General features: G+C 66.6%; 18 protein-coding genes. 5 read left to right on the top strand and 13 right to left on the bottom strand.

The genetic code is table 11. The features are described 5' to 3' along the window. The first annotated feature begins 213 nt into the window (after positions 1–213). Positions 214–816 (top strand): DsbA family protein, encoded by a 603-nt coding sequence (locus ACZ5CM_RS07440; RefSeq protein WP_464642260.1) that lies wholly within the window; start codon positions 214–216, stop codon positions 814–816. Positions 817–823: 7 nt separating this feature from the next. On the opposite strand, the gene ACZ5CM_RS07445 is transcribed toward ACZ5CM_RS07440, so the two are convergent. From ACZ5CM_RS07445 to ACZ5CM_RS07490, 10 genes are all read right to left on the bottom strand, one after another. After that, entirely contained in the window at positions 824–1,525 is a 702-nt protein-coding gene (locus tag ACZ5CM_RS07445) for an ABC transporter ATP-binding protein (protein WP_464642262.1), read from the bottom strand. 5 nt (positions 1,526–1,530) lie between these two features. After that, complete coding sequence (locus tag ACZ5CM_RS07450) at positions 1,531–2,307, bottom strand: ABC transporter ATP-binding protein (RefSeq protein ID WP_464642264.1); 777 nt, start codon at positions 2,305–2,307, stop codon at positions 1,531–1,533. After that, complete coding sequence (locus tag ACZ5CM_RS07455) at positions 2,304–3,602, bottom strand: branched-chain amino acid ABC transporter permease (RefSeq protein WP_464642266.1); 1,299 nt, start codon at positions 3,600–3,602, stop codon at positions 2,304–2,306. Before ACZ5CM_RS07455 ends, ACZ5CM_RS07450 begins: the two co-directional genes overlap by 4 nt. Then, entirely contained in the window at positions 3,599–4,555 is a 957-nt protein-coding gene (locus ACZ5CM_RS07460) for a branched-chain amino acid ABC transporter permease (RefSeq protein ID WP_464642268.1), read from the bottom strand. Before ACZ5CM_RS07460 ends, ACZ5CM_RS07455 begins: the two co-directional genes overlap by 4 nt. 76 nt (positions 4,556–4,631) lie before the next feature. Next, complete coding sequence (locus ACZ5CM_RS07465; RefSeq protein WP_464642270.1) at positions 4,632–5,876, bottom strand: branched-chain amino acid ABC transporter substrate-binding protein; 1,245 nt, start codon at positions 5,874–5,876, stop codon at positions 4,632–4,634. A 380-nt stretch (positions 5,877–6,256) separates the two neighbouring features. Further along, on the bottom strand, positions 6,257–7,063 hold the full coding sequence (locus tag ACZ5CM_RS07470) for an IclR family transcriptional regulator (RefSeq protein ID WP_464642272.1): 807 nt from the start codon (positions 7,061–7,063) through the stop codon (positions 6,257–6,259). Positions 7,064–7,106: 43 nt separating this feature from the next. After that, positions 7,107–8,138 carry a phosphotransferase family protein gene (locus ACZ5CM_RS07475; protein ID WP_464642274.1) on the bottom strand — a complete coding sequence of 344 codons (1,032 nt, stop codon included), beginning with the start codon at positions 8,136–8,138 and terminating at the stop codon, positions 7,107–7,109. An 8-nt stretch (positions 8,139–8,146) separates the two neighbouring features. Next, on the bottom strand, positions 8,147–8,797 hold the full coding sequence (locus ACZ5CM_RS07480) for a histidine phosphatase family protein (protein WP_464642275.1): 651 nt from the start codon (positions 8,795–8,797) through the stop codon (positions 8,147–8,149). A 1-nt stretch (position 8,798) separates the two neighbouring features. Then, entirely contained in the window at positions 8,799–9,827 is a 1,029-nt protein-coding gene (locus ACZ5CM_RS07485; RefSeq protein WP_464642277.1) for an NAD(P)H-dependent flavin oxidoreductase, read from the bottom strand. A gap of 60 nt (positions 9,828–9,887) precedes the next feature. Further along, entirely contained in the window at positions 9,888–10,709 is an 822-nt protein-coding gene (locus tag ACZ5CM_RS07490; protein WP_464642528.1) for an SDR family oxidoreductase, read from the bottom strand. Between the two features lie 154 nt (positions 10,710–10,863). Here ACZ5CM_RS07490 and ACZ5CM_RS07495 point away from each other — a divergent pair, with 154 nt between their 5' ends. Beyond that, entirely contained in the window at positions 10,864–11,862 is a 999-nt protein-coding gene (locus tag ACZ5CM_RS07495; protein ID WP_464642279.1) for an NADPH:quinone oxidoreductase family protein, read from the top strand. A 102-nt stretch (positions 11,863–11,964) separates the two neighbouring features. Here the strand turns inward: ACZ5CM_RS07495 and ACZ5CM_RS07500 are convergent, their stop codons facing one another. Next, entirely contained in the window at positions 11,965–12,570 is a 606-nt protein-coding gene (locus ACZ5CM_RS07500) for a histidine phosphatase family protein (protein ID WP_464642281.1), read from the bottom strand. A gap of 44 nt (positions 12,571–12,614) precedes the next feature. Beyond that, positions 12,615–13,985 (bottom strand): class II 3-deoxy-7-phosphoheptulonate synthase, encoded by a 1,371-nt coding sequence (locus ACZ5CM_RS07505; RefSeq protein WP_464642283.1) that lies wholly within the window; start codon positions 13,983–13,985, stop codon positions 12,615–12,617. Positions 13,986–14,172: 187 nt separating this feature from the next. Between ACZ5CM_RS07505 and ACZ5CM_RS07510 the strand changes: the two genes are divergently transcribed. Then, a complete protein-coding gene (locus tag ACZ5CM_RS07510; RefSeq protein ID WP_464642530.1) occupies positions 14,173–15,177 on the top strand; it encodes a GlxA family transcriptional regulator in 1,005 nt (334 codons plus the stop codon). Positions 15,178–15,324: 147 nt separating this feature from the next. On the opposite strand, the gene ACZ5CM_RS07515 is transcribed toward ACZ5CM_RS07510, so the two are convergent. Then, entirely contained in the window at positions 15,325–16,422 is a 1,098-nt protein-coding gene (locus ACZ5CM_RS07515; RefSeq protein WP_464642284.1) for a PQQ-dependent sugar dehydrogenase, read from the bottom strand. 144 nt (positions 16,423–16,566) lie between these two features. Here ACZ5CM_RS07515 and ACZ5CM_RS07520 point away from each other — a divergent pair, with 144 nt between their 5' ends. Together ACZ5CM_RS07520 and ACZ5CM_RS07525 are read left to right on the top strand one after the other, a co-directional pair. After that, positions 16,567–17,748: an ABC transporter substrate-binding protein gene (locus ACZ5CM_RS07520; RefSeq protein ID WP_464642286.1), complete on the top strand. Its 1,182-nt coding sequence runs from the start codon at positions 16,567–16,569 to the stop codon at positions 17,746–17,748. A gap of 138 nt (positions 17,749–17,886) precedes the next feature. Beyond that, positions 17,887–18,669, top strand: a complete 783-nt coding sequence (locus tag ACZ5CM_RS07525) for an ABC transporter ATP-binding protein (protein WP_464642531.1) — start codon at positions 17,887–17,889, stop codon at positions 18,667–18,669. Positions 18,670–18,683: the final 14 nt, after the last annotated feature.

Consider the following 18,683-nt stretch of genomic DNA (forward strand, 5'->3'; position numbering starts at 1 on the left):
TCCGGCCGCGATGAGAACGCGAAATGCCGCCGCTGTCGAGAGCGCCCTTCCGTGACGTCGCGGCCCTCCCACGCCACCGTGGGGCGCCTCGCGGGACGCGAATCACGCCCGGCCGCCCGCATTGACAGGCGGGGGAAAACCGCGCCTACTGTCCGTCTGCGTCCCGGATCTTCCGGGGCGCAGGCGGCAGTGCGCGGCCAGGGGGGAGGATTCGTGGGCGAAATTGAATTCCTTTACGATTTCGGCAGCCCGAACGCCTATCTCGTGCATCGGGTGCTGCCCGGGATCGCCGAACGCCACGGGGTACGGGTGCGCCATGTCCCGATGCTTCTTGGCGGCGTGTTCAAGGCCGCGGGCAACCGCAGCCCGCTGGAGGTCCACGCCAGGGTCAAGGGCAAGCTCGCCTACGAGATGCGCGAGATCGAGCGTTTCGTCAGGCGCCACCGGCTACGCTATCACATGAACCCCCATTTCCCCCTGAACACGCTTTCGGCAATGCGCGGCGCGGTCCACGCACAGGGAACCGAATGGGAAGGCGACTACCTGGATGCGGTGTTCAACGCGATCTGGGTGCACGGGCAGAAGGTGGACAATGCCGAGGTGTTTGCCGACGTCCTGCGCGAGGCGGGCCTGCCGGCCTCCGAGATCATCGAGGCCACCCGCAGCGCGCAAGTGAAGGCGCGGCTTCGCGCCAATACCGAGGCCGCCGTCGCCCGCGGCGTGTTCGGTGCGCCGACCATGTTCCTGGGCGACGAGATGTTCTTCGGCAAGCACAGCCTGCCCGAACTGGAATATCACCTCGCAGAGGGCGGCTGAGGCGCGCTCAGACCTCCAGCCATTCGCGCCGCACGTCGTCGCGGCTCTTCAACTCGGCCGGCGTGCCTTCGAAAACCACCCTGCCGTGCCCCATGACATAGACCCGGTCGGCGATATCGAGCGCGATCGCGAGTTTCTGTTCGACCAGCAGCGTGGCAATGCCCCGGCGGGCGATTTCCTGCAGCAGCTCCGCCACCCGCCGCGTCATCTGCGGACTCAGCCCCTCGGTGGGCTCATCGATCATGATGAAATCCGGGTCTCCGATCAGCGTGCGGCACATGGTCAGCATCTGCTGCTCGCCGCCCGAGAGGACCGATGCCTCGACATCGGCACGTTCGCGCAGATTCTCGAACAGCGCGAACATGTCCTCCATCGACCAGCGCCCCTGCCCGTCCTTCTGCCCCGGCTTCAGCCCGAGGATCAGGTTCTGCCGCGTCGTCAGACCGGGAAAGATGTCGCGGTTCTCGGGCACATAGCCGATGCCCAGCTTGGCGATCTCATAGGCCTTGCGTCCGGCGATCTGCTGCCCCTTGAAGCGGACCGAACCGCGCGGCTCGACCAGCCCCATGACCGCCTTGCAGGTGGTCGAGCGCCCCACCCCGTTGCGCCCCAGCAGCGCGACGATCTCGCCCTCGCCGATGGTCATGTTCACGCCGTGCAGGATATGCGATTTGCCATAATAGGCGTGAAGATCGCGAACTTCGAGCATGACGGTCACCCTGCCTCCAGCGTGGTGCCGAGATAGGCTTCCTGCACCTTCGGATCGGCGCGCACCTCCTCGGGGCTGCCGGTTGCGATGATCCGGCCATAGACCAGTACCGAAATGCGGTCGGCCAGCCCGAACACCACGCCCATGTCATGTTCGACCATGACCAGCGTGCGCCCTTCCGTCACCCGGCGGATCAGGTCCACGATATGGTCGGTTTCCGAATGGCTCATGCCGGCGGTCGGCTCATCCAGCATGATGACGCTGGCGCCACCGGCCATGGTGATGCCGATTTCCAGCGCGCGCTGCTCGGCATATGACAGCACGCCCGCCGGCAGATCGCGCCGCGCGGTCAGGTTGATCTGGGCGAGGATCTCTTCGGTCGCCTCGATCAGATCGCGCGACCGCCCGACCACGTGCCAGAAGGAATAGCGATAACCACGCGCCCACAGCAGCGAGCAGCGCACGTTCTCGAACACGCTCATGCGCGGAAAGATGTTGGTGATCTGGAACGACCGGCTCAGCCCCATCCGGTTGATGCGAAAGGGCGGCAGGCCCGAGATCTCCTGCCCGTTCAGGAACACGCGGCCGGCCGTGGGCGCGTAGCGGCCGGTGACAAGGTTGAACAGCGTCGATTTTCCCGCGCCGTTGGGGCCGATGATCGCATGACGCTCGCCCGCGGCGATGGACAGGTCCACGCCGCAGATGATCTCGGTGGGGCCGAAACTCTTGCGCAGGCCTTCGATGCGCAGGGCCGCAGGGGCTGTTGTCGGGGCGGCGGTCATGGCCGTGCCTCCGACAAGGGCGGCAGGTCGATCCTGTTGGCCGCCTCCCACGCCTCGCGCAGGGCCGGTGCGGTGCGTCGCGCGATCCAGATGCCGATTGCCGCCACGCCCAGCGCGATGGCCAGCGGCCAGGGCGAGGTGCTGTCGAAGGTGATCCAGAACAGGGTCATCTCTTCGTCTCCGGGTGCCATGTTGCGCCGGTGGAAGACGATTTCCAGCACCCCGGCCAGCCCGGCAATGCCGATCGCCGCCGGCAGCAGCGTGCGCAGATAGGGCATGACCAGCATGTGCAGCCTGCCCAGCCGGGCCGGAACCACGTGCATCATCAGCACCCCTGCCAACCCGCCGGGGAAATACATCACCGTCAGCACGAAAAGCGCGCCGAGGTAAAGCTGCCAGATATCGGTATGCAGGCTCAGCACGGTCTGCAGGAGCGTGAACAGCACGGCGCCGATGATCGGGCCGAAGAAGAAGCCGGCGCCGCCAAGAAAGGTGATCAGCAGGATCGCCCCCGACTGGGCGAGGTTGAGGTTCTCCTCGGTGACGATCTCGTAGTTTATGGCGAAAAGCCCGCCGGCGATTCCGGCGAAGAAGCCCGAGGCGCAGAAGGAGTAGAACCGCACCCACCGCGCCGAATAGCCGACGAACTCGGCCCGCTCGGGGTTGTCGCGCACTGCGTTCGCCATCCGCCCCAGCGGCGTGCGCGACCACAGATACATCAGCAGCGCCGAGATCAGCAGCCATGCGGCGGTCAGGTAGTAGACCTCGATCTGGCGCAGGAACTCGATGCCGAAGAAGGGCAGCCCGTAGGTGCGGTCGCCGCTGACCCCTTCCTCGCCGCCGAAGAAGGCAACGATGATGACGGAACTGGCGGCGACCAGCTCGCCCACGCCCAGCGAGATCATGGCAAAGACGGTGCCAGCCTTGCGGGTGGAGAAACTGCCCACCACGATGGCCAGCGCCAGCCCCGAAAGGCCGCCGAAAACCGGCAGCAGCGGCAGCGGCAGCGGCAGTTCGTAGCGTTCGACCCAGTTCATGATGTGCACGCTCATGAACCCGCCCATGCCCATGAAGATCGCGTGACCGAAGGACAGCATCCCCCCCTGTCCCAGCAGCATGTTGTAGGCCAAGGCGAAGATGATGGTGATCGCCATCTGGTTCATGATGGTGATGGCCGAGTTGGAGGCGAAGATCAGCGGCATGACCGCAAGGAACAACGCCGCCAGCGCCCAGGGCAGGACCATGCCGGGCGTCAGCCCTGCGTTTCGGCCCGGGATGCGTGCGGTCTCGGTCATGCGTCGCGCTTTCCGAACAGGCCGTGGGGACGGAACACGAGGATCAGCACCATCAGGATATAGGGCAGGATGTCCGCGATCTGCGGGCTGGTCACGGTCCAGATGTCGCGCCAGATGCTTTCCTCCATGTTGGCCGGCGGGGTCAGGCCCAGCGAGGTCAGGATATCCGCGGCCCGGATGTTGTAGGCCTTGGCGAAGGTGGTGAGCCAGCCGATCATCAGCGACGCCACCAGCGCCCCCCACAGCGAGCCCAGCCCCCCGATCACGATGGTGACGAAGACGATGGAGCCGAGCACCACCGCCATGCCCGGAAAGGTTGACAGCACCGGCCCGGCGATCACCCCGGCCACGCCTGCCAGCGCGGTGCCGACCCCGAACACGCCCATGAAGACCAGCGGCACGTTGTGCCCCAGGGCCTCGACCGTCTGCGGATACGACAGGGCGGCCTGGATGATCATGCCGACCCGCGTGCGGGTCAGCACCCACAGCAGAACCACGAAAATGGCAACCGAGGTGAAGATCATGAAGATCTTGTAGGCCGGGATGGCGTAGCCCGAGATGGAAAAGGCGGTGAACCTGAGAATCTCGGGGATGTCATAGGGCATCGTGTCCCGGCCCCAGATGAACTGCACCACCTCCTCGATCAGCAGCGCCAGCCCGAAGGTGAAGATCAGCTCGGGGACATGGCCATACTGGTGCACCTTGCGCAGGCCGTAGCGTTCCACCAGCGCGCCCAGCACGCCCACCAGCGGCGGCGCGATCAGAAGCCCCATCCAGAACCCCATGTAAACGCTGATCTGATAGGCGAAATAGGCACCCAGCATGTAGAAGCTGGCATGGGCGAAGTTGAGCACGCCCATCATCGAGAAGATGAGCGTGAGCCCCGCCGACAGCATGAACAGCAACAGCCCGGTGACCAGCCCGTCGATCATATTGACGAGTACGAGCTCCATGCCCCCTCCCCGGCGTATGCGCGGCCTTGCCTCATGAAAGGCGCCCGGCCGGTCGGACCGGACGCCTCTTCCTTCCTTACGGGCGCTTCATCCTGCATGTGGTCGGGCTGTCCATGCCCGCCATCCTGACGGTCTTCTCGACTTTCAGGCCATAGCCGGAATTGTCGAAATCATGGGTGATCCCGTCATTGGTATGGGCCAGCACATGCACGTCCTGGATCGCCTGATGATCCTGCGGACGCATGTAGACCTTGCCGCCGAAGAGGGCGTCATGCTCCATCCCCTCCAGCGCCCTGGCGATGGCCACGATGTCGGTGTCCGAGCCGGCCTTCTCGATGGCCTTGGCCAGCATCTCGATCACGTTGGCGATGCGCGGCTGACCGATATCCTTGTTCGGATATTTCTTCTTGAAGGCGGTGACATAGGCATCGGCCCGTTCCGACACCGGCGGGTTGAGCTGCCCCTCGCCCACCAGTTTGAGCGACCCGTCCCCGGCCTCGCCGAAGGCGGCGGTGATGCCGTCGGCGGCGGCATAGTAGGTGTAGATCGGCCCGGTGAAGCCATTGTCCAGGATAGCCCTGCCGAGATTCAGCATGTCCGATCCCCAGTTCCCGGTAATCACCGCGTCCGCCCCCGACGCGACGATCTTGCGGGCGTAGGGGGTGAAATCCTTCACCTTGCCGATGGGGTGAAGCTCGTTGCCCACGATCTCGATATCCGGGCGCTTTTCGTTCAGGAACCTGACCGCCGCGGCGGCCACCGCCTTGCCGAAACTGTAGTCCTGGCCGATGATGTAGACCTTCCTGATGCTGTCATCCTGCTGGATGATGTCGGTCAGCGCGTCCATCTTGATGTCGGCATTGGCATCGAACCGGAAGTGCCAGAAATTGCACTTGTCGTTGGTAAGCGCCGGATCCACGGCCGAATAGTTCAGAAACAGGACCCGGTTGTCGGGATTGCGGCGGTTGTGCTTGTTGATCGCATCGGTCAGCGCGTTGGCCACGCCCGAACTGTTGCCCTGGGCGATGAAGCGGATTCCCTGGTCGATGGCGACCTGCAGCTGGATCAGCGACTCCTTGGGGCTGATCTTGTTGTCGAAGGGCACGATCTCGAACATCTTGCCGCCCAGAACGCCTCCCTTCCTGTTGACCAGTTCCTCGGCGGCAAAGCGGTACTGGGCAAGGCCCTGCTCTCCGGTGGCGGCGAAGGGCCCTGACAACGGGTCGATGAAGGCGATCTTGATGGTGTCGGCAAAGGCAGCGGCCGCGCTGACGGAAAGTGCAAGCACGGCCCCGAGGCCGATCCTGGTCGTTCTGCGCATTGTTTGTCCTCCCAATCGGACGCCCTTCCAGCTTGTTCTTCGCTGTTTCGGGCGGACGTGGCAAAAGCGTTGCACAACCGGATTCAAAGTCAAGCACCTCGCAGCGCCCCCGCCCCGGCCGGGATCATTCCGGGCCGCGCGGGCCGTCAGACACGCGCCAGATGTCGCCCGGCAACGGGCAATCACTTCAGTTGCCGGTCGTATCATGTTGATATTTTCAAATATTTCCGCCAGGTCAACTTTCCGGGGACGCCCGCGCCATCGCGGAACGGGCCATGCGTCGGCAGCTTCCGCACGGGCGCCAGGCGGCCCTCCCCCGCGGATCGTAACGCAACGTCAGGTTGACGCTGCTCCGGCGCGTGCAGAGACGCGCCCCGCCTTCAGCCGCCCTCGGGCCGCAGGCTAATGGCGCTCGCGGCCTGGCGGAGCCTTTCGGCATAATACCCTTCCAGCTGGTCCCTGGTCACGTGGAAGGACGGCCCGCCCACATTCAGGCCGAACACCCGCGATCCGTTCAGCGAGAACACCGGCACCGCGATGCCGTTCACGTCGCGGCGCCATTCGCCGTACGAGGTGCAGTAGCCATGCGCCGCGTATTCCTCGGCCGCACGGGCAAACGCCGTGCGCCGTGCCGCCTCGCCCGCCGGGTCGTCGCGGCGGGCCATGTCGAAGACCCGCTCGCGCTCTTCCGCGTCCAGCGCCACCAGAATCGCCCGCCCCATGGCCGACTGGAACAGCGGCAGGCGCGAGCCCACATGCATGGCCAGGGCCACGTTTTCGCGCGACCGGCGCACCGCCACATAGACGGCTTCGAGCCGGTGCCGTTCCCCGAGTGCCGCGGTGATGTAGGAGTTCGGCCCGTTGCGCAGCCCGCGCAGCACCTGCCCGGCCCGTTCGCAGATGTCCATGCCGGCAAGAACCCCGAACCCCAGCTGCAGCACCCCCGGCCCCAGCCGGTAGCGCCCGGTGCGCGGGTCGGCGACAAGGTATTCCAGCCGGCACAGCGTATGGGTCAGCCGCGACACCGTGGCCTTGGGCAGGCCGGTGCGTTCGGAGATGTCGGTATTGCTCAGCCCCTGTTCGTTGGGGCGGAAACAGCGCAGCACGTCCAGCCCCCGCGCCAGAGCGGTCACGAAGTTGCGGTCCTTCGCCTCGTCCCGTTCCCGTGGGTTTGCGTCCTGGGGCATGTGCGCTCCTTGATCGGCCGTGGGCGGCGCGTCTTCAGCGTTTTCAGCGTTCCAGCGCCTTCAGGCCGTGCTCGGCAAAGACCGGCACGTACCGGCCCAGTTTCAGCGCCCGCTCGGGGTTCGAGGCATTGCCGTCCAGCGCCCGCTTCAGCACGCCCTGGAGGATGCCAGCCATACGGAAGAAACAGAAGGAGAGGTAGAAGCCGAAATTCTCTATTCCCGGCAATTCTCTGCGCTCGCAATAACTTGCGATGAATTCTTCATCCGATGGCAACCCCAGCGCCGCGCGATCGACCCCGGCCAGACCGCGCCCTTCGGCGCCGGCTGGCATCTGCCATTGCATGATGACGCTGGCCAGATCCGCATAGGGGTGGCCGATGGTGGAGAGCTCCCAGTCCAGCACCGCAAGGCAGGCGGTACCGTCGCGGGCAAAGATCATGTTGTCGATGCGGTAGTCGCCATGCACCAGCGTCCGCTGCCCGTCATCTTCGGGCATGTGCGCCGCCAGCGCCTCGATCAGCCGGTCCATGGCCGGCAGGGGTTCGGTTTCCGAGGCGCGATACTGCCGGGTCCAGCGCGCCACCTGGCGTTCGAAATAGTTGCCGGGCGGCCCGAAATCGGACAGCCCCGCCGCCTCGATATCGACCATGTGCAGCGCGGCCAGCACGCGGTTCATCTCGTCGATGACGCCGGCGCGGGTGGCGTTGTCCTCCCCCGGCATGGTCGGTTCCTTGAAGTTGCGCCCCTCCACGTGATCCATGACATAGAAGGCCGAGCCGATCACGCCCTCGTCCTCGCACAGCACATGGACGCGCGGCACCGGCACCTGCGAGCCCCACAGAGCCTTTTGCACGCGAAACTCGCGATCCACCGCATGGGCCGATTTCAGCAGCTTGCCCGGCGGCTTGCGGCGCAGCACATAGCGCCCACCCGGGGTCAGAAGCAGGAAGGTCGGGTTCGACTGACCGGTCGCGAACTTGCGCGCCTCCTCGATCGGACCGCGCCAGCCCGGCATGTTGTCGCGCAGCCAGGCGTCAACTGCCTCGGTATCCAGTGAGCGGGTATCCTGTGTCATGGGCGGCCTCAGCTGTAGCTTGTCAGTTCTGCGCCTGCGGCGCCGGCGAAATGGGGGGCGGCGTTGAATTCGTGCAAGGATATCCTGTCGCGGGAAAACACGAAACGGGTCATCGAGCTGTTCCGCACCTGAAGGTTCAACGCCACCATCTGCGCGGGCGGCGCCTGCAGGGTGGTCGCCACCAGCTGCCCGATCGGCCCGCCCGAGCTTATCACGAGAACCCGCCTGGCCCCCGTCGCGGTGGCGAAGTCGCGCGCCTGCGCGACCCGGGCGACAAAATCGCGCCAGCTTTCCCTTGCGCCCTCCAGCCCGCCGGCCTGCCATTCGAGCAGCGCGTCGCGCAGCGTGCGGAAATGGGTCTTTCGGTCCCGGTGCACCGCGTCCGGCATCCGGCCCCCGAATTTCACGCGCAGAAGGTCGTGAAAATCATACTCGTCAAAGCCGGGATGCTCCTCGGGCGGCACGGCAAAACCCATCTCGGCCAGCGTCTCCTTCTGCCGCCTGAGGGTTCCGGTAATCAGCCGGTCCGGTCGCCAGCCGCTTTCGCGCAGAATCTCGCCCACCGCCCGCGACTGGCGGCGGCCGAGGTCGCTCAGCCGATCGTAGTCGTCCGTCCCGAACGAGGCCTGTCCGTGGCGGATCACGAGAAGTTCCGCCATCTCATCCCGCCCCGAATTCGGCCGCCAGCCGCGCCCCTGCCGCGCGGTATTCGCGGTCGATCCTGTCGATCAGAGCGCCCGCCGGAACCACCTCGCGCACCGCGCCGATCCCCTGCCCCGATCCCCAGATGTCCTTCCACGCCTTCGGCTTCGCCGATCCCTGGCCGAAATCCATCGCCGAAGGGTCGGCTTCGGGCAGGTTGTCGGGGTCGAGCCCGGCGCGGGCGATGCTCTCGCGCAGGTAGTTGCCGTGAACCCCGGTGAAGAACGAGGAATAGACGATGTCCTCGGCCCCGCTCTCAACGATCATCTGCTTGTAGTCCGGTTTCGCGTTGGCCTCGCGCGTGGCGATGAAGGGCGAGCCCACATAGCCGAAATCCGCCCCCGCCGCACGCGCCGCCAGCAGCGCCTCGCCGCTGGCAATCGCGCCCGACAGCGCCAGCGGCCCGTCGAACCAGGCCCGGATCTCGCCGATCAGCGCAAAGGGCGAGAGCCGCCCGGCATGCCCGCCCGCCCCCGCGGCCACGGCGATCAGCCCGTCGGCGCCCTTGTCGATGGCCTTGCGGGCGAATCTGTCGTTGATGACGTCATGGAGCACCACCGCGCCCGCGGCATGGGCGGCCTCGTTCACCTCGGTCCGCGCGCCCAGCGAGGTAATCCATATCGGCACCTTCCATTTCGCGCAGATCTCGATGTCGCGCTGCAGCCGGCTGTTGGAGCGGTGCACGATCTGGTTCACCGCGAAGGGCGCGGCCGGCCGGTCCGGGTTTTCCCGGTTGTGGCGGTCGAGTTCTTCGGTGATCCGCTTCAGCCAGACCTCCAGCAGCGGCGGCTCGCCCTCGGCCTCGCGGGCATTGAGTGCCGGGAACGAACCGATGATGCCCGCCTTGCACTGGGCGATGACCAGTTCGGGCACCGAGATGATGAACAGCGGCGCGCCGATCAGCGGAATCCGAAGCCCCCGCAAAGCCGGAGGAAGGTGGCTTTCGTCCCGTTTCCACACGATTTCGCTGCTGCGTGATCCGTCCATCTGCCTGGGTTCCGCTCTGTTATGTTGGCGTGCCGCTGCGAGGCGACGGCAATGTCTGCCCTATTCCAGTGCTGCGGCGAAGATGTTGCCGCCGGTCTGCACGTTGATCCCGCCGGACACGGGGATGACCGCCCCGGTGACATAGGATCCGCCCCTGCCGCACAGGAACAGCATCGCCCCGGCAATGTCCTCGGCGCGCCCCACGCGGCCGAGGGGGACGCTTGCCGCGACCTTTTCACGCCGCTCCTCGTCGGCGATGGCAAAGGCGGTCATGTTGGACAGAAACGGCCCCGGAGCCAGCGCGTTGACGGTGATGTAATAGCCCGCCAGCTCCTTGGCGAGGATCTTCGTCAGGTGCAGCACCGCCGCCTTCGAGGCCGCGTAGGAATAGGCGCCGTCGCCCAGCGGCACCTCGCCCATGACCGAGCCCACGTTCACCACCCGCGCCGGCGCGTCCAGCGTGCCCGTCGCCGCCAGCATTGGCAGCAGCCCCTGCGTGAGGTGGAAAAGCCCGGTCACGTTCACCGAAAGCACCCGGTTCCACGCATCATAGGGAAACTGTCCCAGCGGCGCGCCCCAGGTGGTGCCGGCATTGTTCATCAGGATGTCGAGGCTCTTCGTGCGCGCCCTGACCTCCTTCACCAGTGCATCCACGCCCTCTTCGCTGCCCACGTCGCCGGCAAAGCCCTCGGCGCTGCCCGGCGCGTCCAGCGCGTTCAGCTCCTCGGCCGCGGATTCGCAGGCCTCGCCCTTTCGCGAGGCGATCAGAACCCGCGCCCCGGCCCGCACCAGCGCCTCGGCCGCCATCCGGCCGATCCCCGTGGCGCCGCCCGTGACCACCGCGGTCCGGCCTTGCAGATCGAACAGCTCTTGCGGCATCATCATGGTCCTCCCCTGCGGGCAATGACGAAGGGGGCGTGCCGTCCCTTCGGATCACCTTGTTCCGCTGTGCAAAATGACATTTCGATATGCGATTGACAACCGCAGAGCGCAGGGAAAGACTTCACGTCAACTTGCGGACAGGGAGTGACCTTCGATGAAAGCCATGCTGAGCACCGCACCGGGCGGCCCCGAGACTCTGGAACTGACCGACCTGCCCCAGCCCGAACCGAAGAAGGGGCAGATCCGGGTAGGCGTGCGCGCCGCCGGGGCGAATTTTCCCGACACCCTGATCATACGCGACCTCTACCAGGTGAAACCGCCCCGCCCCTTCGCACCGGGCGGAGAGGTTGCCGGCGTCGTGGAAGCGGTGGGCGAGGGCGTGGAGGGGTTTTCTGCCGGCGACCGGGTGCTGGCGCTGACCGGCTTTGGCGGCTTTGCCACGCAGGTCTGCGTTCCCGCCATCAACGCGGTGAAGATCCCCGACGAGATGCCGTTCGAGGACGCGGCCTGCTTCGTCTTTACCTACGGCACCTCGTATCACGCGCTCAAGGATCGCGCTGGTTTGCGGCCGGGCGAGACGCTGCTGGTCCTGGGTGCGGCAGGAGGTGTCGGCGCGGCGGCGGTCGAGCTGGGTCGCGCCATGGGCGCGCGCGTCATCGCGGCGGTGTCGTCCGAAGAGAAGGCCGCCTTCTGCCGCCGCATCGGGGCGAACGAGACGCTGGTCTATCCGCGTGACCTGGAGGGGCGCGCGGCGCAGAAGGCCCTGTCGGCCGAAATCAGGAAGATCGCAGGCAGCGACGGGGTGGACGTGGTCTATGATGCCGTGGGCGGGGCCTATGCCGAACCGGCGCTGCGGGCGCTGGCCTGGAAGGGGCGGTTTCTGGTGGTCGGCTTCCCGGCGGGCATTCCCAGGATCCCGTTGAACCTGACCCTGCTCAAGGTCACGCAGATCGTCGGCGTGTTCTGGGGGGCGTGGGTGGCGCGCGACCCGCAGGCGCATGCCGCGAACATGGTCGAGCTGTTCCGGCTGTACGGCGAGGGGCAGATCAGGCCACGCATCACGGCTCGGTTTCCGCTGGCACAGGCGGGGCGGGCGCTGGAAATGCTGGAGCAGCGAAAGGTGACGGGCAAGGTGGTCGTCACCATGACGTGACGGGCCGGCGTGGCGCCCGCGGGTATCGCGACGGTCTTGCGCCCGCCGCGATGCCTCCGGCGGGGATATTTGGGGCCAGAAAAAGACGCCGATCGGTGCCTGTTACAGGTGGGCGCAATCGTTGTAGCAGCGCAGCGTCATTTCCTCGCCGCGGATCACCAGCCGGCTGATCGAGCCGTTTGCCGCGCCGTTGAAGGCGAAGGGGCGCGCGCCGGTGGCGATGGCAAGCGCCGCACCGATCACGCCGCCATGCACGAAGGCGGCGATACGCTGATCGGCATGGGCCGCGGCGAGGCGCAGCAGGGCGGCGCGCACGCGCGCCTGCAGCGCGGCGGTGGTTTCGGCGCCGGGGATTTCGCCCCATTCGTGACGGGCAAGGGCGCGTTGCCAGGCCGGGTCATCATTGGCGGCGCGGATACGGTATTCGCCGCCGTCCCAGTCGCCCAGGTGCACTTCGCGCAGGTCGGGCTCCATGATCGGTGTCAGGCCCAGCCGTTCGGCCAGCGGCGCCGCGGTCTGGTGCGTGCGGCGCAGGGTGGTGACATAGATGGCGTGCAACGTTTCGGATCGCAGCCGCGCGGCCACGGCCCGGGCCTGCGCATGGCCCCGAGGATGCAGTGACGGATCGCCGTGACCATCCCGGAGGGGAAAGGGCTGGCCCGGCCGCGCCGGTTCGCTCTCGCCGTGGCGGATCAGCAGAAGATCCATCGCCCCTGGCGGGGGGCGATAGACGGCCTGACGGTATTCCCGCGTCACCCGGCGGCGCGCGACGTGCGATCCTCGCGCAGGCGGGTCAGCTCCTCGGCCACGAGGAAGGCCAGTTCCAGCGATTGCGAGGCGTTCAGGCGCGGGTCGCAGGCGGTGTGGTAGCGGTCCGAGAGGTTTTCCTCGCTGATCGCGTGCACGCCGCCGGTGCATTCGGTCACGTCCTGCCCGGTCATCTCGAAATGCACACCGCCGGGGACGGTGCCTTCGGCCGCGTGGACGGCGAAGAATTCGCGCACCTCGCGCAGCACCGCGTCGAAGGGCCGGGTCTTGAAGCCGGTGGAGGACTTGATCGTGTTGCCGTGCATCGGATCGCAGACCCAGGTGACATTGGCGCCCTCTTCCTGCACGGTGCGGATCAGCCGCGGCAGGTGCTCGGCCACATGGGCGGCTCCGAACCGGGTAATCAGCGTCAGCCGGCCCGGTTCGTTCTCGGGGTTCAGCCGCGCCATCAGCGCCCGCAGGTCGTCGGTGGTCATGGTCGGCCCGCATTTCAGGCCGATCGGGTTCAGCACCCCGCGCAGGAATTCCACATGGGCGCCGTCGGGCTGGCGGGTGCGATCGCCGATCCACAGGAAATGCCCGGACCCGGCCAGCCACTTGCCCGAGGTCGAATCCAGCCGCGTCAGCGCCTCTTCGTATTCCAGCAGCAGCCCCTCGTGGCTGGTATAGAATTCCACCGTCCGCAGGGCATGTGCGGTTTGCGCATCGATCCCGGCCGCGCGCATGAAATCCAGCGCGTCGGTGATGCGGTTGGCCATTTCGCGGTATTTCTCGGCCTTCTCGCTTTCGGTAAAGCCCAGCGTCCAGGAATGGACCTGATTCACATCCGCATAGCCGCCGGTAGAGAAGGCCCGCAACAGGTTCAGCGTGGCCGCCGCCTGGGTATAGGCGCGCAGCATCCGTTCGGGATCGGGCTGGCGCGCGGCGGCGGTGAAGCCGAGGTCGTTGATGATGTCGCCGCGATAGCTGGGCAGTTCCACCCCGTCCTGCACTTCGGTCGGCGCGCTGCGCGGCTTGGCGAACTGGCCGGCCATGCGCCCCACCTTGATCACCGGCACCTTGGCGCCATAGGTCAGCACCATCGCCATCTGCAGCATCACCTTGAAGGTGTCACGGATCGCGTTGGCGCTGAACTGTCCGAAGCTCTCGGCGCAGTCGCCGCCCTGCAGCAGAAAGGCCTTGCCGCGCGAGGCTTCGCCCAGAAGCGATTTCAGCCGCCGCGCCTCGCCGGCGAAGACCAGTGGCGGAAACTGCGAGAGCTGTTCCTCGACCCGGGCCAGCGCCTGCGCGTCGGTATAGTCGGGCATCTGCACCCGCGGCTTGCTCCGCCAGCCTGATTTTTCCCACTCGGTCATCGTTCGCGTCTCCGGCTTCGGACTGTCAGGGGGGTTCTATACAAAACCGGGAAGGCGCTGACCATATGCGTTTTGCGGCTCTTGACGCGGCTTTCGCGCTCTGACCATGCTCGATCAGAAGAAACCCCGGCCTGGCGCGGATCCGACCGATTCCGCGATCCCGGCCGGCAAGAAGGACTGCACCGCCATGCAGGACAGACGCAGCATCGCCCCCGGCGACAGCGCCCTCGACCGCCCCAAGCGGTTCGTTTTCGTTCTGCTCGAGAATTTCACCCTGCTTTCCTTTGCCTCGGCGGTGGAATGCCTGCGGATCGCCAACCGCATGGCCGGCCGGGACCTCTATTCCTGGGTGCTGGTGGGAGAGGGCGGCGCGCAGGCGCGCTGTTCGGCCGGCACGACGTTTCAACTCGATTCGGATCTGTGCGAACTGCAGCGCGACGACGTGATCCTGGTCTGCGGCGGAATCGACGTGCGCAAGGCAACCAGCAAGCGGCTGCTCAACTGGCTGCGGCGCGAGGCCCGCAGGGGGCTGGCCATAGGCGGGTTGTGCACGGCGGCCTACACGCTGGCCAGGGCCGGGATCCTGGATGGAAAGCGGGCGACGATCCACTGGGAAAACGCCGACAGCTTTGCCGAGGAATTCGAAGAGGTGACGCTGACCAAGTCGGTTTTCGTCCTCGACGGCAACCGTATGACCACCGCCGGCGGCACCGCCTCCATCGACCTGATGCTGAAGCTGATCGCCGACGACCATGGCGAGGATCTGGCCAACGCGGTGGCCGATCAGCAGATCTATTCCTCGATCCGTACCGACCAGGACACCCAGCGGCTGAGCGTGCCGACCCGGATCGGCGTGCGCCACCCCAAGCTGGCCCAGGTCATCCAGATGATGGAACAGAACATCGAGGAACCGATCAGCCCCTCGCTTCTGGCCCGCGATGTGGGCATGTCGACGCGCCAGCTCGAACGCCTGTTCCGCCGCTACCTCAACCGCAGCCCCAAGCGCTATTACATGGAGTTGCGGCTGCAGAAGGCGCGCAACCTGCTGCTGCAGACCGACATGAGCGTGATCAACGTGGCGCTGGCCTGCGGGTTCGCATCGCCCTCGCATTTCTCGAAATGCTACCGGGCGCATTACAACACCACGCCCTACCGCGAACGCGGCGCGCAGGGGGCGCGCCTGTCCGTCTGAGCCGCGGCCGGGGCCGGGATTGCCAGCAGCGCCAGCGCGAACAGACCTGGCAGGCGCATGATCGAAGCTCCCTGAGTTCGTTACCCCCGGCAGGCTGGCGCGGCGACCGCGGCCTGTCGATCCGTCAGCCGGCAGCGGGCCCGGCAATCAGCGGGGCGTCAGCCGATAGGCGGCGCCGTTGCCCTCGGAGAGGAACCAGATCGATCCGTCGGGGGCCTCGGCCACGTCGCGGATGCGAAGGGTCTGGGGGCCGGCGATCCGCTCCACCTCGCGCAGCGGGCGCCCGGCGAGTCGGCTGATCATGTCGAATTTCAGCGAGCCGACGAAGATGCTGCCGCGCCATTGCGGCCAGAGCCGGCCGGAATAGATCATCATGCCCGAGGGGGCGATCGAGGGATCCCACCAGAAATCGGGCTGCTCCATGCCCGGTTTCGCGGTCCCCTCGCCGATCTTGGCGCCCGAATAGTCGCGTCCGTAGGCGATCACCGGCCAGCCGTAATTCGCCCCCCGGCGAATGCGGTTGATCTCGTCCCCGCCCATCGCCCCGTGTTCGGCGATCCAGAGGTTGCCGTCGGCATCCAGCGCCGCGCCCTGCGGGTTGCGATGCCCGAACGACCAGATCTCCGGGCGCGCGCCGGGCCTGTTCACGAAGGGGTTGTCGCCGGGCACCGAACCGTCCCGGTTGATGCGGATCACGGTGCCGTTGTGATTGGCCAGGTTCTGCGCCTCCGCGGCCGCGGCCCTCTCGCCCAGGGTCACGAACAGCGTGCCGTCGGGCGCCTCGACGATGCGCGATCCGAAATGGCGCCCGCCACGGCCTGCATGCTCGGCCTCGAAGATGATCCGCGTATCGGCGAGTCGCCCTCCGTCGCCGCTCAGCCGGCCGACCGCCACGGCCGTTCCGACCTGCCCGCCGGTCCGGCGCCTTGAAAACGTCAGGAAAACCTCGCGGCTGCGCGCGAAATCGCGCGGCACCATCACGTCCAGCAGCCCGCCCTGTCCCACGGCCGCGACCCGCGGAACCCCGCCGACCCGCCGCGCCTGACCGTCCCGGACCAGCAGCAGCCTCCCCTCGCGCTCGGTCACCAGGTAGGCGTTGCCCGGAAGGAAGGCGATGGCCCAGGGCACCTCGAGCCCGTCCAGCATCCGCGTCACCCGCAGCTGCCCGACCGATGTCGAAAGCATCTGGGCCGCAGCCGCCCCCGCCACAGCGATTGCAAGGACGATCGTCGCGATGAAGCGCATCTTTCCACCTCCCGCTCCGGCCCGCATTCCGCCCCCCTTTCCCGGAATGGCGCGCGAGCCCGTTCGCACATATAGCACTTTTCTTTTTCATTCTCCTTGCCTAGGCTCGGCCCAGAACATTTCGTTCCAACCAGGGAGTATCTGATGAAAAAACTTCTCATGGCCTCCGCGGCCGCAGCTCTGATGGCCGGCACCGCCATGGCGGACGAAGTCAAGATCGGCGTGATTCTCGGCTTTACCGGCCCGATCGAATCGCTGACCCCGCAGATGGCCGACGGGGCCGAGCTGGCGATGAAGGAAGTCAGCGACAGCGGCAAGCTGCTGGACGGCAAGACGGTCACGCCGGTGCGGGCCGACTCGACCTGCATCGACGCCGGCGCCGCCACCGCCGCCGCCGAACGTCTGGTCACCTCGGACGGGGTGAAGGGGATCATGGGTGCCGACTGCTCGGGCGTGACCGGGGCGATCCTCGCCAATGTGGCGGTGCCCAACGGCATCGTGATGATCTCGCCCTCGGCCACCTCGCCGGCGCTGTCCACAGCCGAGGACAACGGGCTGTTCTTCCGCACCGCGCCGTCGGACGCCCGCCAGGGCGAAGTGATGGCCGACATCCTGCTGGAGCAGGGCGTCAAGTCGGTGGCGCTGACCTATACCAACAACGACTACGGCAAGGGCCTGGCCGACAGCTTCAAGGCCGCCTACGAGGCCAAGGGCGGCAAGGTGACGATCTCGGCCGCGCATGAGGACGGCAAGGCCGACTACTCGGCCGAAGTGGCGGCGCTGGCCGCTGCCGGGGGCGACCGGCTGGTGGTTGCCGGCTATGTTGACCAGGGCGGCTCGGGCATCGTCCGGGCGGCGCTCGATTCGGGGGCATTCGATACCTTCCACTTCCCGGACGGGATGATCAGCGCCAAGCTGGAGGAGAATTTTGGCACCGACATCGACGGCTCCACCGGCCAGCATCCGGGCACCGACAGCCCCGGCGCGGCCAAGTTCGCCGAGCTGGTCGGCGGCAAGTTCGACGCCACCTCGCCGTTCACGCCCGAATCCTATGACGCGGCGGCGCTGATCATGCTGGCCATGCAGGCGGCCGGGACCACCGATCCCAACGTCTACAAGGACAAGGTGATGGAAGTGGCCAACGCTCCGGGCGAGAAGATCTATCCCGGCGAGCTGGGCAAGGCGCTGGACATCCTCAAGGCGGGCGGCGACATCGACTATGTCGGCGCCACCGCGGTGGAGCTGATCGGACCGGGTGAATCGGCCGGCAACTACCGCGAGATCGTCATCAAGGGCGGCAAGGTCACCACGGTGAAATACCGTTGACCCGGCCCCCGGCCTAATCGGAAGCGGCCCGGACCTTGCGTCCGGGCCCTTTCTTTGCCAAAAGGCCGCGCCAGATGCGATTCAATGACAAGATGCCGCACCCGGCGGCGCAAGGGGGGGGCCATGCAAGGTGAGGCCATGATCGCCGTCGAGGACCTGCACAAGCATTTTGGCGGATTTCACGCCGTGGACGGGGCTTCGCTGAAGATTGCCGAAAACTCCATCACCGGCCTGATCGGCCCCAACGGGGCGGGCAAGACGACGCTGTTCAACGTGATTGCCGGCGTGCTGCCTCCCACTTCGGGGCGGGTGTTCATGCAGGGCGAGGACATTACCGGCCTGGCGCCGCATGTGCTATTTCACAAGGGACTGTTGCGCACCTTCCAGATCGCGCACGAATTTTCCTCGATGACCTGCCGCGAGAACCTGATGATGGTGCCGGGCGGGCAGTCGGGCGAGAAGCTGTGGAACACCTGGTTCGGGCGCCGGCGCATCGCGGACGAGGAGCGGGCGCTGCGTGCCAAGGCCGACGAGGTGCTGGAGTTTCTCACCATCGAGCATCTGGCCGATCACAAGGCCGGAGAGGTGTCCGGCGGGCAGAAGAAGCTTCTGGAGCTGGGGCGCACGATGATGGTGGATGCGCGCATCGTGTTCCTGGACGAGGTCGGCGCGGGGGTGAACCGGACGCTTCTGAACACCATCGCGGATGCGATTTTGCGGCTCAACAAGGAGCGCGGATACACCTTCGTGGTGATCGAGCATGACATGGATTTCATCGGCAAGATCTGTGACCCGGTGATCTGCATGGCTGAGGGCAAGGTTCTGGCCGAGGGCTCGCTGGAGGAGATCAAGGCCAACGAGCAGGTGATCGAGGCCTATCTGGGTACCGGGCTGAAGAACCGGGACAAGGTCCAGGCATGATTGCGCGGGGATGG

It is taken from the genome of Piezobacter thermophilus (genome assembly GCF_055386745.1).